At 38.5% G+C, this 21,576-nt stretch carries 14 protein-coding genes; 8 read left to right on the top strand and 6 right to left on the bottom strand.

From position 1 onward, the window contains the following. Positions 1–291 precede the first annotated feature (291 nt). Positions 292–1,656, bottom strand: a complete 1,365-nt coding sequence (locus tag DEU40_RS14485) for a hypothetical protein (RefSeq protein ID WP_110010483.1) — start codon at positions 1,654–1,656, stop codon at positions 292–294. Positions 1,657–2,279: 623 nt separating this feature from the next. Here DEU40_RS14485 and DEU40_RS14475 point away from each other — a divergent pair. Beyond that, a complete protein-coding gene (locus DEU40_RS14475) occupies positions 2,280–2,744 on the top strand; it encodes a hypothetical protein (RefSeq protein ID WP_110010481.1) in 465 nt (154 codons plus the stop codon). Between the two features lie 148 nt (positions 2,745–2,892). Here the strand turns inward: DEU40_RS14475 and DEU40_RS14470 are convergent, their stop codons facing one another. The 4 genes from DEU40_RS14470 to DEU40_RS14450 form a co-directional block, all read right to left on the bottom strand. Then, complete coding sequence (locus DEU40_RS14470; protein ID WP_228406524.1) at positions 2,893–4,650, bottom strand: lamin tail domain-containing protein; 1,758 nt, start codon at positions 4,648–4,650, stop codon at positions 2,893–2,895. 338 nt (positions 4,651–4,988) lie between these two features. Continuing rightward, positions 4,989–5,450 (bottom strand): MaoC family dehydratase, encoded by a 462-nt coding sequence (locus DEU40_RS14460; RefSeq protein WP_110010480.1) that lies wholly within the window; start codon positions 5,448–5,450, stop codon positions 4,989–4,991. 343 nt (positions 5,451–5,793) lie between these two features. Further along, positions 5,794–5,988, bottom strand: a complete 195-nt coding sequence (locus DEU40_RS14455; protein ID WP_110010479.1) for a cold-shock protein — start codon at positions 5,986–5,988, stop codon at positions 5,794–5,796. Positions 5,989–6,042: 54 nt separating this feature from the next. Further along, the gene (locus tag DEU40_RS14450) at positions 6,043–6,858 is read right to left on the bottom strand and encodes a DEAD/DEAH box helicase (RefSeq protein WP_110010478.1); all 816 of its coding nucleotides are present in this window, start codon (positions 6,856–6,858) and stop codon (positions 6,043–6,045) included. Positions 6,859–7,202: 344 nt separating this feature from the next. Here DEU40_RS14450 and DEU40_RS14445 point away from each other — a divergent pair, with 344 nt between their 5' ends. Both DEU40_RS14445 and DEU40_RS14440 read left to right on the top strand, forming a co-directional pair. Then, positions 7,203–8,150 (top strand): beta-1,6-N-acetylglucosaminyltransferase, encoded by a 948-nt coding sequence (locus DEU40_RS14445; protein WP_110010477.1) that lies wholly within the window; start codon positions 7,203–7,205, stop codon positions 8,148–8,150. A 108-nt stretch (positions 8,151–8,258) separates the two neighbouring features. After that, on the top strand, positions 8,259–9,470 hold the full coding sequence (locus DEU40_RS14440; RefSeq protein ID WP_110010476.1) for a winged helix-turn-helix domain-containing protein: 1,212 nt from the start codon (positions 8,259–8,261) through the stop codon (positions 9,468–9,470). A 76-nt stretch (positions 9,471–9,546) separates the two neighbouring features. On the opposite strand, the gene DEU40_RS14435 is transcribed toward DEU40_RS14440, so the two are convergent. Next, complete coding sequence (locus tag DEU40_RS14435; protein ID WP_110010475.1) at positions 9,547–11,055, bottom strand: adenosine kinase; 1,509 nt, start codon at positions 11,053–11,055, stop codon at positions 9,547–9,549. A gap of 423 nt (positions 11,056–11,478) precedes the next feature. Between DEU40_RS14435 and DEU40_RS14430 the strand changes: the two genes are divergently transcribed. The 5 genes from DEU40_RS14430 (at position 11,479) to DEU40_RS14410 (ending at position 21,567) form a co-directional block, all read left to right on the top strand. Then, positions 11,479–11,913 carry a hypothetical protein gene (locus DEU40_RS14430; RefSeq protein ID WP_146207862.1) on the top strand — a complete coding sequence of 145 codons (435 nt, stop codon included), beginning with the start codon at positions 11,479–11,481 and terminating at the stop codon, positions 11,911–11,913. A 106-nt stretch (positions 11,914–12,019) separates the two neighbouring features. Beyond that, positions 12,020–13,105, top strand: coding sequence for an efflux RND transporter periplasmic adaptor subunit (locus DEU40_RS14425; RefSeq protein WP_110010473.1), 1,086 nt, complete (start codon positions 12,020–12,022; stop codon positions 13,103–13,105). A gap of 15 nt (positions 13,106–13,120) precedes the next feature. Then, positions 13,121–16,282, top strand: a complete 3,162-nt coding sequence (locus DEU40_RS14420; protein WP_110010472.1) for an efflux RND transporter permease subunit — start codon at positions 13,121–13,123, stop codon at positions 16,280–16,282. After that, positions 16,275–17,744, top strand: coding sequence for a TolC family protein (locus DEU40_RS14415; RefSeq protein ID WP_110010471.1), 1,470 nt, complete (start codon positions 16,275–16,277; stop codon positions 17,742–17,744). The genes DEU40_RS14420 and DEU40_RS14415 overlap by 8 nt, the downstream gene beginning before the upstream one ends. 868 nt (positions 17,745–18,612) lie before the next feature. Further along, on the top strand, positions 18,613–21,567 hold the full coding sequence (locus DEU40_RS14410; RefSeq protein ID WP_110010470.1) for a SusC/RagA family TonB-linked outer membrane protein: 2,955 nt from the start codon (positions 18,613–18,615) through the stop codon (positions 21,565–21,567). The last annotated feature ends 9 nt before the right edge of the window (positions 21,568–21,576 follow it).

The raw sequence follows: 21,576 nt of genomic DNA, 5'->3' as shown, positions 1-21,576 counted from the left end.
ACTCTACAAGGTTCTCCCCGCAGCCTCGCGAATACTTTCGTGTTGGGCATCATAAATCAAATATTCTAAAAACAATAAAGCATCCTTGTCAAGGTTTAAAACCTTGACAAGGATGCCAGCATAAGTGTATGCCAGAAACAAAATTTTAAAATAATAACAAAAAACCTTTTCTGTTTTTCTGCAAAGGGTTTTCTGGTTTTGAAGCTGGAAGGCTATTATAAAGTTGACCAGAACAGCTGCTTATCTTTATTAAAAGTAGTGTTTATAACTGCAATATCATTAAAATACTTATTACAAAGGTGTACAAACAACGGACATTGTAGCTTCCATCTGCCTGTATGTCCCACCTTTATTACATTGACTGTATGCATAAAATTGTTCACCTGCATTTAGTATAAAAACAGCAGTAATATTGGTGTATCCATTTCCCATATAATTGGATCCATAATGCTGGGTAAGCTTATTTGTTGTGGTCTTTACTCCAACGGTTACTCCTCTGTAGGGGCTTTCTGCTTCCGTTCCTTCAGGAACCTGGTCAAAGTGGGCTGTGATACTTATTGTGTATAATCCTGTTTTGACTGCCTTAAAAGTACCGTTATCAACTCTTGTCAGATAGGTATTATCAGAAAGGTGGGTATTTTCAAACCACATGATGGCTGCGGAGCCATCTCCCGGTTTAGCGGACGGTCCGGTTCTTGTAGCAACCAAAACACTGGCCGGTACTTTGAGGTCTACTTTTTTAGCAACTCCATTAGCATCCAATGCCATCAACATGTCTGTGCTGTTCATTGTGGATGATGGAACATCTCTGAATCTTACATTTCCGTCTACATCCAGTTTTTGTGTAGGAGACATTGCATAATTGGTATCAATACGTCCTATTCCCATACTTCCGTTCTCATTAATTAAGACAGCTGGTCGGTCGCTGGTAGAAAATGTAAGAGATGAAGAATTGGTTGCCCCATTACCCCAGTAATTGGCTTTTATCCCTGCTAATGGGAAGTTAGCTCCTGAAATCTTTCCATTAAAGGATAATTTTCCAAGTTCTGCTCCGGCAGATAAGTTATTAGTTCCTGTTCTTTCCAGATTAATTAATGGAGAGCTATTCGTTGACTGAACTTTCAACTGGTTACTGTCAGTATTGCCGTTTTCTTTTATATGCAGGCCTGCCTCAGGTAATTGCGTCCCTATTCCCACTTTTCCGTTGTCTTTAATAACGAAATCGGTGTTTGAAGATCTGGCAGTTCCGGTAGAAGATGCTCCTAATTTCACCATTGTATTGGCGGGATCATCTATGAAAGCATCGGTTGTAGGATCCCCTACGGCGATAGTTCCCGAGTTCAGTTTTTGCCAGCGGTTCAGTTTGCTGTCAAAATAGAAATACCCGGTGCTGGTTACTTCTGCTGTCTGCCCGCCGGGAGCTGTATCAGCAGCTGTTACATAAACCAATGCTCCCTGTTGTTTTTGAGTATATGTCTTTGCTCTGAGTTGTGCTCCGGTAATTCTGGGCGCGATAATACCGTCGAATACATTTGTAGATGTGGGCTTACCTACTACATCCAGGCTGGCCTGAGGGTCTGGCGTGTTAATACCTACTTGAGAGAACACCTGAAGGCTAATTATTAAGCCTCCAAGTACTAGAAGTTTTTTTTTCATTATTTGATCATTTTGTTGGCGCAAAAGTAATGAGATAAGAGGGTACACCAACAATATCTATATACATCAATGATACACTTTCAACAAATTTTACATACATCAATTATGCATTTATCTAGTATATATGCGATATAAATGGGATATATTTTTCGTCTGTTTTAAAATTGTTCTAACTATTGATCTAAAAAGTGACAGATATGTTTTTGTTTTCTTATTGAGTTTTTTCTCATTACCTTGATCTGGTTTTAGTAGTAAAAAGCCAACATTCTAAAAACAAACAAAAAAAGTCACAAAAAGGTTTTATTTAAAACACTTATATTCACTTAAGTTAGTTTAAAATAATACCGCAGAAAAGCCTACATAAGATGAAAACCAAAGATTTTCACAAAACTCAGGTGTACTTATCACAAATAAGGTTGGTTTTGAAAAAGCTAAAGTATTTAAACTTTTGTGCCTTTTGTGTCGGAATTATACTGCACAGGAAAAACTGTACTTTGTCTTTTTTACCTGAGCTTGCTACTATGAAGAAGCCTTTTGCATAGTAAACAATAGGAATCTTCAAAAAAAACATCATCTTTCAAAAGAAACTCCCAAATATTCCGTTTAATTCTTAAATTTGGCTTATGCGAAAGAATTTTTATTTCATCCTTATATTATGTACTCTTACCAGCTGCTATACCTATCAGGTAAAAAAACCAGCGGTTCCGGCTGCTGACAATAATCAGGCTCCTAAAAAAAATACCGCTGCAGCGAATAATACTTCTGCAGAAATGACAGGTTCAAACCCTGCATCGCAAAGTCTGATTGCCCAACCTGCACCTGTGAATATTCAGGAGAAACTGGCCGCCGGTAAAAATGTTAAAATTGAAGTTGACAACAAAAGCTATAAGGTAATTGTTGACCGATGGGAAGGAGACAGTCTGGTAGTACACCCGGTTCGTAACGCTAAAAAAAGTCTGAAGTTCCATAAGAATCAGATCAACAGCGAAAGAATTGCAGAAAAACGCTTTTCACAGCCTATTGCTGATATTCTTACCGTTACGGCTTATGCCGCTATTGGTGTTGGAATCTATCTTCTGGTCAAATAGTTTTTAATTTCCCTATTCTTTAAATTCTCCCCGGCTCCGAACAGCAAAAATTTTGAAAATTGACAGAGTAAGAAGACCTTAGTATAAAATCTAACAAAACAGACTGTCTTGTTGAGACAGTCTGTTTTTATTATTTATTTTTTGTTGATTATGGCCAGATCACCCCGGATTGTTTAGGGCTTGTCCATGGTTTTCCTGCAGGACTTGTACCCGGATGGGCGGCAAGACATTCACTTACCCATGTAGCACCTACCGCATGTGATTTTACTTTTTTCACAGAACAATAGGTCGTTCCGAAGTTATCTTTATACAGCTGGTAGTTAGGATACGCACCTTTAGCTACTAACTCTTCATTATTAAGAAGCTCAACATCATCACTCACTTCCGCAGGATAATCCACAATAGCACCAAGAACCCACGCTATGGAATCTCTATTATTACCGGCTACCAGACTTGGCGGAGGGCTGAGTGTAATCTTGATTGTAGATTTTGACTGATCCACAGAGAAGGAAGAAGAATAAGTAGATTCTTTAACACTTGCCAGAGGAATTCCTAAGAAAGAAAGCGTAGCAGAAGAAGACTGTTCAAAGGTTTTCTGAATGCTTTTGTAATCTTCACCTGTTACGGTGATTTCTACCGTAGGATAATTGGAAATTGCCACCCCGTTCAGTAAACCGAAAGGTCCTTCAGGTCCGAATTTCATTCCCGGATCCGGAGAAAATTTGTATCCCGAGATATGTTTTTCTTCCTCTTTGTCTCTGCTGTTGATCTGTGCTTTACGGATAGGGTCAAACCACGCCCAGTACATATTGCCGGCAATATTAAAATCTTTTGGTCCAAAGTTTACCAGGGTAACTCCTGTAAACATCATTGATATTTTGATGGAGTTTTTGCTTGTCGCAATATTTTCACTGAAATAGTTCGCATTGCCTCCAATTCCTAAGGTAAAGAAATCAAAGATAGGAATAGAAAAACCCGTTTTTCCCTCTACGGAAACACGGAAACGGCTATCAGATTCACGGCTTACTTCCATATCGATCTGAGCGGTCTGAGACGTATTTTTAAGACCATTTAAAATCTGGTCAAGCGGAGTGGTCACCTCAAAAGCCGGTAAGATACTGTCGTCATTCAGCAGCAGTCCGCCATTTTCCTTTTTTGGATTCTGTACATTCTTTAAGGCTTTGGATAAGTATCCATTATTCATTGTCACATTGTTCTGCAAAGATATGGTGGCACCCAGCGCATCCAGATAACTGGCTAATACCGGGATAATAGGTTTTCCGCTTGCCGGTGTCTTATTCAGTAAGGCATCGAGGTTATCGCTTTTCTGAATCTGGTACAAAGTAGTAGCGGGATTTGCCCATTCTGTAGCAATTTTATCCATAATGATATCAATAGGCTGCATGGTATCGGTGGCAGGAGGAAGCGTATTATAAGCAGCTACCCAGGCGTTAAGCAATGCCATTTGCTGATCTGTAGCTCTTGTATGGGCATCATTCAGTACAGCTGTATCTTCTACAGATAGAGAATAGTTGACTTTTGAGAAAGCATCAATAAAGTAATTGGTAAATACCTGATCCAGCTGTACCGGCTCAGTATTGGCTCTGAGATTGGAAGATATCCAGTCGTAAGTTTTTTTATTAAACTTCAGGTTAGACGGATCCTGCCAGTAGTAAGGGAAATTTCCTTTTCCATTGATGGTGATCGCAGACAGTTCTGTACTTAAAACACTGGCAAGAATATCATTGGCTCTGTCTTTCAGTTCTGTAATAATTTGTGATGCTTCTACAAAGGGAGCAACATTTTCTGGATTTTTCATGATAATAATATTGGGTATGGTTCCTACTCTTTTGCTGGCTTTTCGGATACTGCCGTTGTTCAGGGTTTCGAAGCTTCTTTTGAACATACCAAAGTAACGGTGAAAAAAGAACGGATTTTAGGGTATAAATTTCCGATTTTGAAGCCGGGTATTTTTACTGTAGCCTATAGGCATTTGTACGTACGACATAATAGTGACCATCAAGCACGGAAACCACAAGACCTGTTTTTGGCCGTGTTGCTTTTGATAATCTAGGTTCACAAAAAGTTCTGGAAAAATGTGGGTTTATAAAAATCGGTACCGATAAAGGTTTTGCCAATGCCAGGCAAATAGAAATTGAAGAATTTATTTACAGACTCGACCAGATGGTGGCTCATTAACTAAGAAAACATTAAATACCAACCTTTTACACACTCAAAAACAAATCAATCCTTAAAGTGATAAAGAAAAATAACATCCCCTGTATAAGCTGGTTTTATGTGATCTTTGATCAGGAGTCTGGCCTCCACAATTGCTTTCACAGTTCCCCTGAGGTTAACCACAGATTTTACGGTTGCCTGCAGTTTTACTTCACTATTTACAGGGACAGCTTCTCCAAACTTAAGGTTTTCTATTCCGTAATTGATTTCCATTTTTACATTTCTCACATCTGCAATCTGTTTCCAGAGATAGGGAATCAGGGATAATGTTAAATACCCGTGAGCAATGGTTGATTGAAAAGGGCCTTCTTTTTCTGCCTTTTCCTGATCCGTATGAATCCACTGGTGATCCTGTGTTGCATCGGCAAATCTATTGATCTGATCCTGACTTATTGTATGCCAGTCAGAATCACCTAACATCTGCCCTTCAAGGGACTTATACTCATTAAAATTATTAATAATAATCATATCTTTTCTGAACCTTTTGAGGGATTAAATATGTACAGCTCATCTATTATTACTTTGGTAAGTGTAAATCAAGTCTGTCTATTTATTTTCCGGGCGTCCGGTTTTAGTGTGTCAATATTCAGACCAATTGCGCTCTTATTTTCATATCCCAGAAAAACCTCTCACATATAAGCAAGAGGCAAATGAACATAATGAAAATAAAAAATAATCTACATTACATCAATGTTCTTTCAAACAATATCCAGATCCTGAAGTTTCATGAATTTTGAATGAGAAAAATGTAAATACGAACCCTGATATGGCAAAGAATGTTATTCTAACCTATCTGCAAGCAAGATTTTTATTATGCTAACTTTACGTTAACAGCATTTAAACCTTTATCGCTTTTTTGTACATCAAAAACTACTTTATCGTTTTCGCAAATCATTCTTGTGTTTAATCCTGAAGAATGTACAAATATATCTTTACTTCCGTCTGCCGGAGTAATAAAACCGAAGCCCTTTGCTTCATTGAAAAATTTTACGGTGCCTTCTTGCATTGTAATTGTTATTAAAAATTGTGTATTATGATCTGTAAACGCTACAGATTTTATTTAAGATATTCTGACAGGTATTGTATTTCCCATCATTGGTTGAATATTTTTAAGGTCCGGGCGCTTCACCATCTGGGGTATTGAAGAAGCCGGATCTGTAATAATCTCTACGGGATTATTCAGAATTGTTTTGGCAAAATATTTTAAACTTCCCGGCATTGTTGCAGAAAAAAGTATGTTTTGTCTTTTATGGGAAACCAGATTCAATATTTTTTTTATATCATTAATGAATCCCATTTCAAGTATCTTATCTGCATCATCCAAAACAAATAACTCAATTTTAGAAAGATCGATATGTCTCTGATTTTCTACATCAAGCAGTCCTCCAGGTGTTGCTACAAGAATATCTACCCTTTTTCGGAGTGCTGCAAGCCGGCTGCCAATGGAAACGCCTTCATAAATAGAAAGCTGGGATAATGGCAGATACTTACTGTAAATTTTTAAATTTTCTTCTATCTGTATTGCCAATTCTCTTGTTGGAGTAAGGATTAAAGTCCGTATTTCTTTATGATCCGGAGTTTGTCTTTTCAGCAGCTGCAGAATAGGCATAGCAAAAGCACCTGTTTTCCCGGCACCTTTTTGTGCAGACCCTATAATGTCTCTTCCTGCTAAAATATGCGGAATCACAGTATACTGTATCTCAGTAGGCCTGGAATATCCTGCTTCTGTCACCGCACGGATAATAGGATTGATCAGATTTAAATTTTTAAAATTCATTATAATTCCGGATTCCGGTATTTTACAAACAAACCTGCTGAACAGAATTTGAATTGGAGTATTATAATGATACACAAAAGAGAATTCTTTTCTGCTCATCTTTTTCTTGCTTCAGCTATCATAATATCCTTGAATATATTATGGCTTAACCGGCAATAACGTGTCGCTCTTATCTACAATAGAACTTTATAATCTTTTATTTTCTGTAATGAAAATAAAGACTATAAATTGGTAGCTGAAAAAGCAAAACTGAAAGAAAAAAGTGATTTTAAACTATGACAGAATAGCAAAGGCAGTGACCTGTTTTTATAAATGTCCTGCAAACTTACAATAAAAAAAATGATTATTACTTTATTTAATTAACTGATTATCAAAAATTTATTCGTACCTTCTGCCAATTAACCAAATTGTTTGCTGACGCGGATGATTTTAAACTCCGGAATATGCAAGCTTCTTCCCCCACCCCCCAACCTTCTCCCAGAATATTAGAATCCCATTCAGGCCCACATGTAAGAATTGCTTATTTCATTATGATACATCATAAACCAGATGTATTTAAAAGCATGTTTGAGAAAATCTATACAAGAGATCAGTTTTATCTTATCCATATTGATAAAAAAGCGAAACAAGAGTTCATTGAAGAAATACAACTTTATATCGTTCATTTTCCCAATGTCTATATTCTGGACAGTATGAATATAGTTTCGGGAGGTTTCAACATCGTTCAGGCAGAATTGAACGCTATGGAATTTCTCCTGAATGCAAGTAAAGAATGGGATTATTTTATCAATCTGAGCGGTGAAGATTATCCACTGAAATCACAAAATATTATCCGTAAATTTCTTACCATCAATAAAGGCAGGAATTATCTTTTTTATTATGATCAGAAGTTTTACAGACCCGACACGCTGAAAAGAATACAAAATCACTTTACGGAATTGGCTTATATGATCTCGTCTTTCATCTACAAACGATCTTTTATGAAAGATGTGATTCCTTATATAGGTGGTAAATGGTTTATGTTTACAAGAGAAACCTGCTTATTTTTAACCAACAACAAAAAGGTAATGGATTTTGAAGACTATTATCTTCATACTTTTTTACCGGCAGATTCATTTTTTCAGACTGTTCTTATGAACACATCATTCAATGATATTATCGTCAATGATGATAAAAGAGCAGTACTTGAGACCTCCTTTTTTCAAAATACACAGAATACATTCAATTATATTCAATCATTAAAATCCGGTAATCAGCTTTTCATCAGGAAGGTTAACAAAAAAACGGATGAAAGTATCAGACAATACATTGAAGAAAGTTACCTTACTCCCCTTCCTTATGTGAATGAAATTGAAAGGGAGCTGAAGAGAGATAACCGTCAAAACAACTGATTTTTAACCTGCCCACCCTGAGTATTAACAGATCCTGTTCAGTGCTTTTCCCTTAAATCACTATATTTGATAGAAACATCATAAAAGCTGTTTCTCCGAATTTCAAATATGGAAAAGAAGTTGGCATCAGGACAATTGAAACTTGCAACACTGGATAGCCAGGGATTAACGCAACATGCGCCGTTCGGAACCGGAAAAGATGCGGTTCTTAATGCTTTGGAGCACCTTGGATATATACAGATCGATACTTTATCTATGGTGGAGCGTGCTCATCATCATACCCTCTGGACAAGAATCCCTGATTTTCATACAGATTATCTGGAGGAACTGGTAGAAGAACGTAAGGTATTTGAGTACTGGTTTCATGCTGCGTCTTATCTTCCTATGAAAGATTTCCGGTATGTTTTGCCTCAGATGCTGATGATTAAAAGAGGAGAATCCCGTTACTACAATGCTGATCACAGGGTAATGGAATATGTGAGAGACATCATTCGTAACGAAGGCTCTAAAAGAGCAAGAGATTTTGAGAATGAAAGCCATAAAGCAGGAAGCTGGTGGAACTGGAAACCTGCCAAGCTGGCTCTTGAGAGACTTTTCATGCAGGGAGACCTGATGATAAGCGGACGTGTGGGAATGCAGAAAACATATGATCTCACCGAGAGGGTTTTACCTTCTTCTATTGATACTACAGAACCTACTCCACTTGAGTTTGCAGAATATCTGGTAAAAACTAATCTGAGAGCTTATGGATTTACTACATTAAAGCAGATCACTCACCTTCGGAAGGGAAATGATGTAAAGAAAGATGTCAAGAAAGTCTTGCAGACAATGCTTGAAGAAGGATTGATATCTCAGGTGAAAACAGAAGGATTATCTTCTGTCTTTATGCTGAACCATGTTCTTGAAAAGACATTTGATCCCGGAAATTCCAATATCTGGCTTTTGTCTCCGTTTGATAACGCTATTATCCATCGGGACAGAATCAAACAGATTTTTGATTTTGATTTCCGCCTGGAATGCTATACTCCAAAAGAAAAAAGACAATACGGCTATTTCTGTCTGCCCATCCTGTTTGGGGATCAGTTTATCGGAAGGGTTGACTGTAAAGCGCACAGAAAGGAAAAAAAACTGGAGCTTATTCATTTACATATTGAAAACAGTACTATTGACCTTGATTTATGGCTAAAACCTTTCGTAGAAACTGTAAAACGTTTTGCTGTTTTCAATGGCTGCGAATCGTTGGCTCTGACTAAAGTAAGTCCGCCAAAGTTGAGTACATCTGTAAAAAAAGAATTATCCAAAGCAAAGTTTAAAAAGTAACAGATGTATCTGTTAAAAGGATAAATCGCATTATTGAGGTCAATAATGCGATTTTATTTTTACAGGAAGAATCCTATTAATTTAATTTCTGATTTGTTTTCTGAACAAAATCATTCCACTGCTGGTTCAGGTAAGCTGCAGCTTTCGTTTTCTCATTATCATTCATAGAAGAATAATTAATAGAATTGAAAACCAGTTTTTTCAGGGCTTTCACATCCAGCTCCCAATACACCTGTGTTACCCAGAAATCATAGCTGAGACCGGTATATCCATAGACAGAAGGGTCATCACTGCTGATGGAACACTGTACTCCGTTACTTAATAAAACTCTTGCCGGATGATTCCTCAGATCACTTACATATCCTAAGATCTGATTACTGATCGGGCTCACTTCCACCAATTTATCCTGTTTTCTGATCTGATCCATGGTTTTTGGAAAATAGATGAGATTCAGTCCATGACCGATTCTTTTATTATTGAGCGGTGCTACATCCAGAACATTTGTATTCAACATAGAATTGCTTTCTCCGGCATGAAGGAAAAGAGGCAGCTCTACCTTATACTTTGTACTAAGTTCATTCATTTTTGCCCAGCTTTTTTCAAAAAAACTGATATGATGACCTGCTGCTTCATCCGCTACAAGGTCAAAGCCTGAGATCATATCCGGAAATTCTTTCTTCATTTCAAATGCTGTTTCCAGCTGTTTTCCGATGCTTTCATTATCCAGAAATTTAAAACTTGAATAGATCAGTTTCAGGGTAAACTGCGGATCTGATTGGTGTACTTCTTTAAGAATGTCCTGCAGATCTGTGACAGAAGTTTTCAAAGGATATTTTCCATGCTTAAAATCGTAAAGCTCATCAAAGATATATCTGATTTCTACGTGCTGAACTTTGTCTTTTATCAAATCCTGAAATCCTTTCAGATAATATGCTTTAAAGAAAGGACGATACGGAAGCAGTAAACTGATACGTTTAAAACGTTTTTCAAATTCAATCCAATAATCTGTATAAGAGCAAAGGCTATCACGTTTCAGCGTAAGAAGATCCTGCAGTTCTTTTTCAAAACCAGGGTTCGAAGTAAGCTTTTTATCAAGGTTTACAAATCCGGCCGGGACTTTTCCTTTTTCAAAAAAGGCCAGCTGTCCGAAAATGAACTGATTGTTGTCTTTCTGATCGTAAACATAACATTCCTCATATTTCCTTGCAGCTGAAATGATCCATTTCACATCTGTTATTCCACCGCTGTGGGTATGCAGCAAACCTCCTTTCGGCATTGTCTGAAGAATTTCAAACAGCTTGCTGCTTTCTATTAATGGTTTTAATTCATTAAAAGAGCTGTTATATAAAGATATTTTCTTTGCTTCCGAATCACTGAGAAACTGTTTACGAATCTGGAATAGTTTTTTATCCAAAGCGATTTCTTCATCGGACAATTTTATATCAGCATCAAATGCCATTAATGCATTTTCTGTCTCTGATAATGCCAGTTTCTGTTGGTATGCAGATTTTTCGGTCACTTTACCTTGCCCCCAAAATAAGGGTGCTCCAAAAAGTGATATATAAATAAGGTATTTTTTCATCATAATAAATATTGGAGGAGTTTTTTGAACTATCGGCTATGCTTTAACCGTTAAAAGTAGCTTTTTACAGCAAAAATTGTGCAAAATAAAGCTAATTCAAAAATAATATTAAAATTTTTAAAATCTCCAGGTAATTATAATGAAATAAAAAGTATGCAACATCAATACTGCAGGCTTATATTGATCAAAGATTATTTATCATCCTTTACGGGAAAGAGGTTCTGAAATGCAGAGGAGAAGACTGGTGTTATTTTTAAACAGTTTGGTGAAGGATTATGGATGCTCACAACCTAGTTCATCGCAATTTCATTTATTTTTTCAATGAAACAGCCTAATTTTTAACACTTTTTTAATCTTTAGCCGTTGCACCTATTTTTAAGTTTAATTACCTTTGTCTCTGGGATGCGGAAAAGATTTTATCAATATTTGTACAGCTTGTTATTTGCGATGCTTACCGTTTTAGGATGGTATTACGGGCAAATTCAGCAGTATATTTCAACGGATATCTCTTCCGATCTTCATTTTACCACTGATCTTCTTGTTCACGAAAAAAAGAGCTTCAAAGACTCTTTTGCATTTCTTAGAAATAATGAAGCTCATGATACTTACAATGTCAGCCATCCCCTGTACAACAAAATCAGAGCTAATCTTTCTGAAAACGACAATGAAAATGATGACAACGTAGAGACCTCTGGTTCTACCGAGCTTCTTGCTCTTTTCAAAGATGGTTTCTGGCATCTGATTTCAGATTTCGTTACTACATTTCACAACAGACAAATCGCTGTTTCACTTGCCCAATCAGAACTTTTAAAGACCTTACATGATGATCTGTACCTCCAGTACAGGGTCATCCGACTGTGATTTTATACTATTTTTTTCGAAAACCTTATCCGCTTTCATACTCTGTTATGAGAGCCGATGACACTATTTTTTTCAATTATAAATTATTATAAAACAATATATTATCATGGTCAAGAAAAGTCTCATGTATATCAACTTGTGCCTTATTCTCTTGTTTGTAAGCTGTCAATCTGAAAAAAAGGAAAAAACAGAAGCAGCGTCATTCAACGTAACAAGCCCGCTTATCAAAGATACTTTGGTGAACAAAGATTATGTTGCGCAAATCCGTTCTATTAATCATATTGAGCTTCGAGCTCAGGAAAAAGGATACATCCAGTCTATTTATGTAGATGAAGGGCAGTTTGTACAAAAAGGGCAGCTGCTGTTCAAAATCATGCCTAATCTTTATGAATCTGATGTAAACCGTGCCAAAGCGGAATCCAAATACGCGCAAATCGAATATCAGAATACCAAAAACCTTTCTGACAAAAACATTGTTGCCCCTCAGGAAATGGCTATGGCTAAAGCAAGGTATGAAAAAGCACTGGCCGAACTTGCTTCAATGAATACCCATTTAAAATTTACCGAAATCCGTGCTCCTTTCAATGGAATTGTAGGAAAGCTACACGTACGTAAAGGAAGCCTTGTAGATGAAGGCGAGCTTGTAACTGAACTTTCCGACAACAGCAAAATGTGGGTATATTTCAATGTACCGGAAGCTGAATATCTTAATCAGATGGATGCCAAAAAGGATAATAATCCAATGCATGTACGTTTAAGAATGGCCAATGGCAAAGAGTTTACACAAGACGGTATCGTACAAACCATAGAGTCTGATTTTGACAATGAAACCGGAAATATTGCTTACAGAGCTACTTTTCCGAATCCAAAAGGGCTGTTGAGATATGGTGAAACCGGAAACATCGTTATCACCTCACCTTATGCCAATGCAATGATGATTCCACAGAAAGCGACTTTCGAGGAGCTTGAAAAGAAATATGTCTATGTGATCGGTAAAGATGGTAAGGTACATGCAAGAGAAATAAAAGTTGCTGCTGAATTACCGCATATTTATGTTGTCGCTTCAGGGCTTGGAAAGGATGACAGAATCCTTTTGGAAGGGCTTAGAATGGTTCAGGAAAACCAGAAGATCAGCTCAAAATACCAAAAGCCTGAAAAAGTAATGTCGAACCTGGATCTGTACGCCGAGTAACCCAAAAGCAGCATTATGTTTAAAAAAGTAATACACCGACCGGTTTTCGCCATTGTGATATCGGTTGTGATCCTGTTTATGGGAGGGATTGCGATGAAGCAGCTTCCTACGGAACAGTTTCCAAAAATTGCCCCTACCACCGTAGCTGTTTCTATTGCTTATCCGGGAGCGAGTGCAGATGTATTGGTAAAATCATCTTTGATTACAATTGAAAATGCCATCAATGGAGTTCAGGGAATGCGTTATATCACCACCGATGCTACCAGTGCCGGGGAAGCTACGGTGAACGTTGTCTTCGATCCCGGAACCGATCCGAACGAGGCAGTAGTTCTGGTAAAAACCAGAGTAGACCAGGTAATGCCTTTATTACCAGAACTGGTACAGAAAGAAGGAGTCGTGGTAAACCCGATTCAGCCCAGTATGCTGATGTACGTGAACCTTTACAGCACGAATAAAAGTATGGATGAAAAATTCCTGTACAACTACTCAATGGTGAATATCATCCCGGAAATTAACCGCATCCACGGGATTGCAAAATCTCAGATCCTGGGAAGCCGAAGATATGCCATGCGTATCTGGCTGAACCCTGACCGTATGCGTGCTTATGACATCTCTGTAGATGAGGTAATGAAAGCTATCGGCGAACAAAGTATCATCGGACGCCCGGGGAGAATCGGACAAAGCTCCGGTATTGCAGCACAGTCACTGGAATATGTACTGACTTATAAAGGACAATACAACAAACCGGAAGAGTATGAAAATATCATTGTACGTTCCAATGCCGAAGGAGAAAATGTAAAGCTAAAAGATATTGCCAAAGTAGAATTGGGAAGTGAATTCTTTGATATTTATTCCAATCTTGACGGGCATCCTTCCGCATCTATCGTTTTAAAACAGAATTACGGAAGTAATGCCAATGACGTAATCAGAGATGTGAAAGCGAAACTGGCAGAAATGAAAGGAAACTTTCCTCCGGGTGTTGATTATAAAATCAGTTATGACGTTTCCCAGTTCCTTGATGCTTCTATTGAACAGGTGATACATACTTTAAGAGATGCATTTATTCTGGTGGCCATTGTAGTTTTCATTTTCCTTGGTGACTGGCGTTCTACTTTGATTCCTATTATTGCCGTGCCGGTTTCTTTGATCGGAACATTCTTCGTGATCCAATTCTTTGGGTTAACCATCAACCTTGTTACTCTTTTCGCATTGGTATTGGCGATCGGTATTGTGGTTGACAACGCGATTGTAGTAATTGAGGCCGTTCACGCCAAAATGGAAGACAGTAATATTTCGCCTTATAAAGCGGTAAAAGAAGTAATGGGTGAAATTGCAGGTGCTATTATTGCCATTACAGCCGTGATGGTAGCTGTATTCATTCCTATTTCATTTATGACGGGTCCGGTGGGAACTTTCTACCGTCAGTTTTCGATTACTATGGCGAGTTCTATTGTGATTTCAGCGGTAGTAGCCCTTACGCTGACTCCTGTTTTGGCCGCAATGTTATTGAAAAACCACCATGGAAAGCCTAAAAAAGCCAATATTTTCACCAAAGCTTTAGACTCATTCAATAGTGGTTTTGATAAAGTAACCGGAAAATATGCTTCATTCCTTAGAAAAATCGTAAGCCGAAAAGTAGTAACGTGGGGAATTCTGATTGCTTTCTGTGCCGGAATTGTGATGATCAATAAGGTTCTTCCGGGAGGGTTTATCCCGAATGAAGACCAGGGAACAATCTATGCCATCATCCAGACTCCTCCGGGTTCTACCCTTGAGCAGACGAATAAGGTTTCCAGAACATTACAGAAAATCTGTATGCGAGTAAACGGTGTGGAATCTGTATCATCCCTGGCAGGATATGAAATCATGACTGAAGGCCGTGGTTCGAATGCAGGAACATGTCTGATCAACCTTAAAAGCTGGAACGACCGTGATCATTCTGTGAAGGAGATCATGGAAGAGCTGGAAGAAAAATCAAAAGATCTTGGTGCTACCATTGAGTTCTTTGAACCACCAGCTGTACCAGGATTCGGATCTTCGGGAGGTTTCTCCATGAGATTGCTTGACCTGAACAGAACTACCGATTATCAGGAATTTGACAAAGCCAATAAAGATTTCATCGCACAGCTTAAAAAGCGTAAGGAGCTTTCGGGAGTCTTCACCTTTTTTGCGGCTAATTATCCTCAGTATGAGCTGGTATTTGATAATAATGCAGCGATGCAGAAAGGAGTTTCTATCGGAAAAGCGATGGACAACCTCAATATTCTGATCGGTAGTACCTATGAACAGGGCTTTATCCGTTTCGGGCAGTTCTTCAAGGTGTATGTGCAGTCGTCTCCGGAATTCAGAAGGCTTCCTACGGATATTATGAACCTGTATGTGAAGAATGACCGTGATGAAATGGTTCCTTATTCAGCATTTATGACGATGAAAAAGACACAGGGACCGAACGAAATTACCCGTTACAACATGTACAATTCCGCAGCAATCCGTGGTCTTCCGGCTGCAGGCTATACAACGGCAGATGCTATCCAGGCCATCAATGAAACCGCGGCCAAAACACTTCCTCACGGATACAAAGTAGCGTGGGAAGGATTGTCTTATGATGAGGCACAACGTGGTAATGAAGCGATCTATGTCTTCCTTGTTGTTTTGGTATTCGTGTATCTGGTTCTGGCGGCTCAGTATGAAAGTTTTCTGATTCCGTTTGCGGTACTTTGCTCTTTACCGGTGGGAGTTTTCGGATCTTTCTTATTATTAAAAGCAATGGGACTGGAAAATGACATCTACGCACAGGTTGGATTGATCATGATTATCGGATTACTGGGTAAAAACGCAGTACTTATTGTAGAATTTGCCGTGAAAAGACGTCAGGCAGGAGATTCTATTCTCGAAGCCGCTATAGAAGGTTCCAAAGCCCGTTTCAGACCCATTCTGATGACTTCTTTTGCCTTTATTGCAGGATTGGTTCCGCTTGTTTTTGCAAGAGGTGCGGGAGCGATCGGAAACCATACCATTGGGGCATCTTCACTGGGAGGAATGCTGATAGGAACACTGTTCGGAGTGATTGTCATTCCGGGGCTTTACTACATATTTGCCAAGTGGTCTGATGGTAAAAAAATGATCAAAGACGAAGATGAATCTCCATTAAGCGAAGACATGATCCATTATGAATAAAAGAAAAATATATCAATATGCAGGTCTGGCAGTCGTCTTATTAAGTCTTACTGCCTGTAAACCTATAGAAATAGCACAGCGTGCTGAAAATAAAACCGTCCCTGAAAAATACGGTTCAGCAGAAAACGACACTATCAATACCGGAAAAATGAAGTGGAATGAATATTTCAGTGATCCACATCTCCAAGAGCTGATCAGTCAGGCCCTTCAGAATAATCAGGAACTGAATATTGTCCTTCAGGAAATTGAAATGTCTAAAAATGAAATCAAAGCCAAAAAAGGGGAATATCTTCCTTCTGTAGGTTTAAAAGCCGGAGCTGGTGTAGACAAAGTAAGCCGGTATACCAATATCGGAGCTATGGAAGCCAATACTGAAATAGAACCCGGCAGAGAAATGCCTGAACCTTTATTTGACTTTGGTGTTGGTGCCCAGGCACAGTGGGAAACGGATATCTGGGGAAAACTTCATAATGCCACAAGAGCGCAGGTACAGCGATATCTTGCCAGCATTGAAGGAAAGAATTTCATGACAACTCATCTTATTTCTGAAATTGCAGATTCTTACTATGAACTGTTGGCACTGGATAATGAGCTGGTTATTTTGAATCAGAATATTAAAATTCAGAATGATGCGCTGGATATTATCAAAGAGTTAAAAAAGAATGCGCGATCCAATGAACTGGCAGTACAGAGATTTGAAGCCCAGGTTCTGAAAACTCAGGGAATGCAGTATGACATCCAGCAGAAGATAGTTGAAACGGAGAACAGGATTAATTATCTGGTGGGAAGATTTCCACAACCCGTGGAAAGAAGTCAGAATTCTTTTGATTCTATTGTTCCGCAAGCGGTGTATGGAGGAATTCCTTCTGAACTTTTGGAAAACCGTCCGGATATCAAGCAGGCTGAATATGAACTGGCTGCTGCCAAGCTTGACATTAAAGTGGCCAAAGCAAGGTTCTACCCTTCTCTTGATCTTTCTGCAGGAGTCGGGTTACAAGCTTTTAATCCACTGTATATCATCAAACCTCAGTCGTTTCTGTTTTCTCTTGCGGGAGAACTTACAGCACCATTGATCAACAGAAGAGCGATTAAAGCGGCTTATTATAATGCCAATGCGAAACAGATTCAGGCAGTATATCATTATGAGCAGACTGTTTTGGGAGCTTATATTGAGGTAGCGAATCAGTTGTCTAAGATTCATAATCTGGAAAGCAGTGTGAATATCAAAACGAAGGAAGTGGATGCTTTAACAAAGTCTATAGATATTTCCAACGACCTGTTCAAATATGCCCGTGCTGATTACATGGAAGTTTTACTGACTCAAAGGGATGCTCTGGAATCCAGGTTTGAGCTGGTAGAGAAGAAAGTGAACCAACTTAAAGCGAGTGTTGCTGTTTACAGAGCGCTTGGCGGTGGTTGGGATCAGGCTCCGTTGGCAGTTCCGGATATTAAGAAAGAATAAATCCATATTTTAATCTTGTTTTCATAAGAAGTCTATCGAAAGATGGACTTCTTTTTTGTTATTACCGCATCTCACAGATTGACACAGAGGTTTGGGATAATTTTATATGATGATTCAAACCGTCCTTAGCCCTGATAGCAGCGGTTACCCCGCAGCAGAAAGTGGATTCAGCCAGGTGCGAGGAGTATGAGCGGATAGCAGGATGAAGCTCCTGATCCTTATTCTCATGAAAATACAGCTATAAAATAAATAAAAAGTCTACAAAATAAATAGACTTATAATTTTAAATTTAATTCACACATGAAAATTAACTTTTTTATTATTTTTTAACATTTTCAAACATGGAATTAATTAATTAATTAATTAATTAAAAATCAAATATTTACGATTCATAAATTTAATTCAAATCAATTAACCTACTAATTTAGTAGACTAATATGATTTATCTCATGCTCTCGTTTTATCTGGGTTCGTCATTTATTAGATAATTTTGACCCAGTTAACAAAATCATAAACTTTATTCTCATGAATAAGAATACCTTTAATTCTTACCTATGCACCATTACGGCGGCAGCTTCTGCACAGCAAAATTGTTGTGGAATGTCTGCCCTTTCACAGCACAACTGCATTTCTCAAGACATGTGCTTTGATATGATGTGCATGATGATGATGTGCTAACTTTTTAAAAGATACATTCATTACTGTAGGAATTAAAGCCAAAGAGTTCAAGGCTTCTTTCATCCGGGTACCTCTCCTGTAATTTTACTATTCGTTTTATAACCTCCCTGAAAAAGGAGGCGGAAAATCACATTTTTTAACGGGAGATCAGCAGTAATACACAATTCAGTTTTAAACCTAGATTAATATAATGAAAAAGAAACAATGTAAGCTTGGTGTATTGGCCTTACTCCTGTTCGCGGAATATGGTTTTGCACAAAGCAAAGACAGTCTTTCCAAAGAAACTTCCATCAAAGAAGTGGTGGTGGTAGCTTTTGGGAAGCAGAAAAAAGAAGAAATTACAGGTTCTGTACAGTCATTGAAGGCTAAAGATCTTTCAAATCTTCAAAACGGAAATATTCTTCAGGGAATTGGAGGAAAAGTAGCGGGAGTACAGGTGATTTCTTCCGGGCAGCCAGGCTCCCAGCCCACCATCAGAATGAGAGGAATAGGCTCTATCAACGCGTCCAGTGATCCGTTAATTGTACTCGATGGCATTCCATACAGCGGAAACCTGAACAGTATTGCCGCATCGGATATTGAAAGTATCTCTTTTCTTGAAGATGCTTCTTCGAATGCTTTATACGGTTCCAGAGGGGCTAATGGTGTTATTATTGTGAACACCAAAAGAGGAAAAAGTAAAGGTGTAAGTATTGAGGCCGATGTAAAAACAGGGGTTAACTTCAGGTCTATTGAGGATTATTCTGTCTTTACTTCTCCTCAGGATTATTACACCGCTTATTATAACAGAGCAAGAATTGGCGAAATTGCAAGACTGAAACAGCCGGGAGCTGTTCCTTCAGGCCCTTCTCCCCATGATGTGGGACTTGCTGCTCTTACCAAACTGGGATATAATGTATATAACGTTCCTTTTAATCAACTGATTTCAAAGGACGGTTTTTTCAATCCCGACGCAAAGCTGCTCTACCAGGACGACTGGAAGAAACTGCTTTTCAGGCCTGCTTTGAGAAGGGAAGCCACCGTAGGAATCAATGCCAATAGTGACCAGGTAAAATCATATACTTCGCTTAATTATCTTGACGATAAGGGATATTTAATTTCTTCAGGCTTTGAAAGATTCGGAATCAGGTCTAATGTAGACTACTCCATCACTTCAAAACTGAAATTAACTAGTGCTTTATCTTATACTTACAGCAAACAGGATTTTGGTGAGACCGGCGGTTTTTCCAACCCTTTCCAGTTTGCCAGAAATATTGCTCCTTTCTATCCTGTCTTCCTGCGGGACAACAATTACCAAAGGCTTTATGACAAGTATGGAAATGCTCTATATGATTATGGAGACGGCCAGGGACCCAACGGCGCCACAAGATCTTATGCGGTGTTTGAAAATCCTGTAGGCAACCTTCAAAAAAACAAATCTCAGACTGTAAGTAATATCACCAACCTTAATCTTGGCCTAAATTATGAAATCATTAAAGGGCTGGATTTTACCTATAATTTCGGGGCATATCTCGAAAATACCAGAAACCTGCAGTTCGGAAATACGGAAGGAGGAACTTCATCTTCTGTGGGAGGAACAATTTCTCAAGGTTCTAATTTTAAATATACCCTGAACCATCAGCAATTGCTTACTTACCAGAAAAAGCTGGGAAATCACAGCTTCAACCTCCTTGCAGGGCATGAGCTGAATAAGATCAAAGATGATGGATTCTCAGGATCAAAACAGCAGCTATTACTACCCGACTCTCAGTCATTTGACAATGCCGTAAAAATTACCGACTTATCCGGAATCGGTTATGAATATGCCGTAGAAGGGTATTTCACAAGGTTATTGTATAATTATGACGGAAAATATTTCTTTAATGCCAATATCCGTAGAGACGGTTCTTCCGTATTTTCTCCGGAAAGCAGATGGGGAAATTTCTATGGATTAGGACTTGCATGGAATATCGCAAAGGAAGATTTTCTTAAAGACAATCGTATTATCAATGCTTTAAAATTAAAAGCTTCTTATGGACAGCAGGGAAATGACAACATTCTTTTAAGTGGTTCCAGCAGAGATTATTATGCGTATCAGGATATCTACGGAATCAACAACTTCGGGGACGACAAACCTGTTCTATCGCTTAAAAAACAAGGAAATAAGGATTTAAAATGGGAAACCTCCAAAAACCTGAATGCCGGTTTTGAAATTTCACTTTTAAAAAACAGAATCAGTCTGAATGCCGATTATTTTGAAAGAAAAGTTTCGGATATGATTTACGCTCTTCCTCTTCCTCCATCCAATGCGGGTTCATATGTGAAATACGGAAATATCGGAGATATGACCAACAGAGGAGTTCAGGCTAATGTAAGTGTCGATATTCTTCGCGGTGATGAATTTCAATGGAGTTTTTATGCCAATGCTACTCATTACAAAAACAAGATTACCAGATTACCGGCTGAGCAGAGAAATACAGGGCTTGTTTCGGGCTTATTTATTCTGACCGAAGGCGGTGACCGATATACCTATTTCCTGAAAGAATTTGCAGGAGTAAATCCTGAGAATGGCGATGCTTTATGGTATCGTACAACCATCAATCCAACCACTCATCAGGAAGAAAGAACGGTGACCAGTAATTATAAGGAAGCCACCGACTATAACACCGGAAAGTCTGCTATTCCAAAAGTATATGGAGGGTTCGGAACAGATTTCAGTTATAAAAGATTCAATCTGGCAGTGAATTTTGCTTACCAGTTCGGAGGCTATGGATATGATGATATTTACAGAAGCTTATTCCATTCTGACAGCTATGGTTCCAACTATTCAACAGATCTGGATAAAACCTGGACCCCTGAAAATCCAACGGCTGCATTGCCTAGAGTAGATCTTAGCGCTACAAACCAGAACGGAAATTCAACACTGTATCTGATCAAATCGGATTATATCAGCCTTCAGGACGTAACCCTCTCCTATCAGCTTCCCGATGGTTTTGCACAACAGGCAGGCTTATCAGGTCTGAAAATCTATGTGACAGGAAACAACCTGTACCTATGGTCCAAGAGAAAAGGCTATGATCCGAGAGCTTCGCTGACGGGAGTTTCAGATGCCTACCGTTATTCTCTTTTATCCAGTGTCTCTTTAGGCTTTAAACTTAATTTTTAAAAGAACAGG

The organism is Chryseobacterium sp. AG844, from assembly GCF_003182335.1.
Taxonomy (GTDB): domain Bacteria; phylum Bacteroidota; class Bacteroidia; order Flavobacteriales; family Weeksellaceae; genus Chryseobacterium; species Chryseobacterium cupriresistens.
Note: the sequence above shows the minus strand (reverse complement) of the source record. Positions and strands in the feature narration are given on the sequence as shown.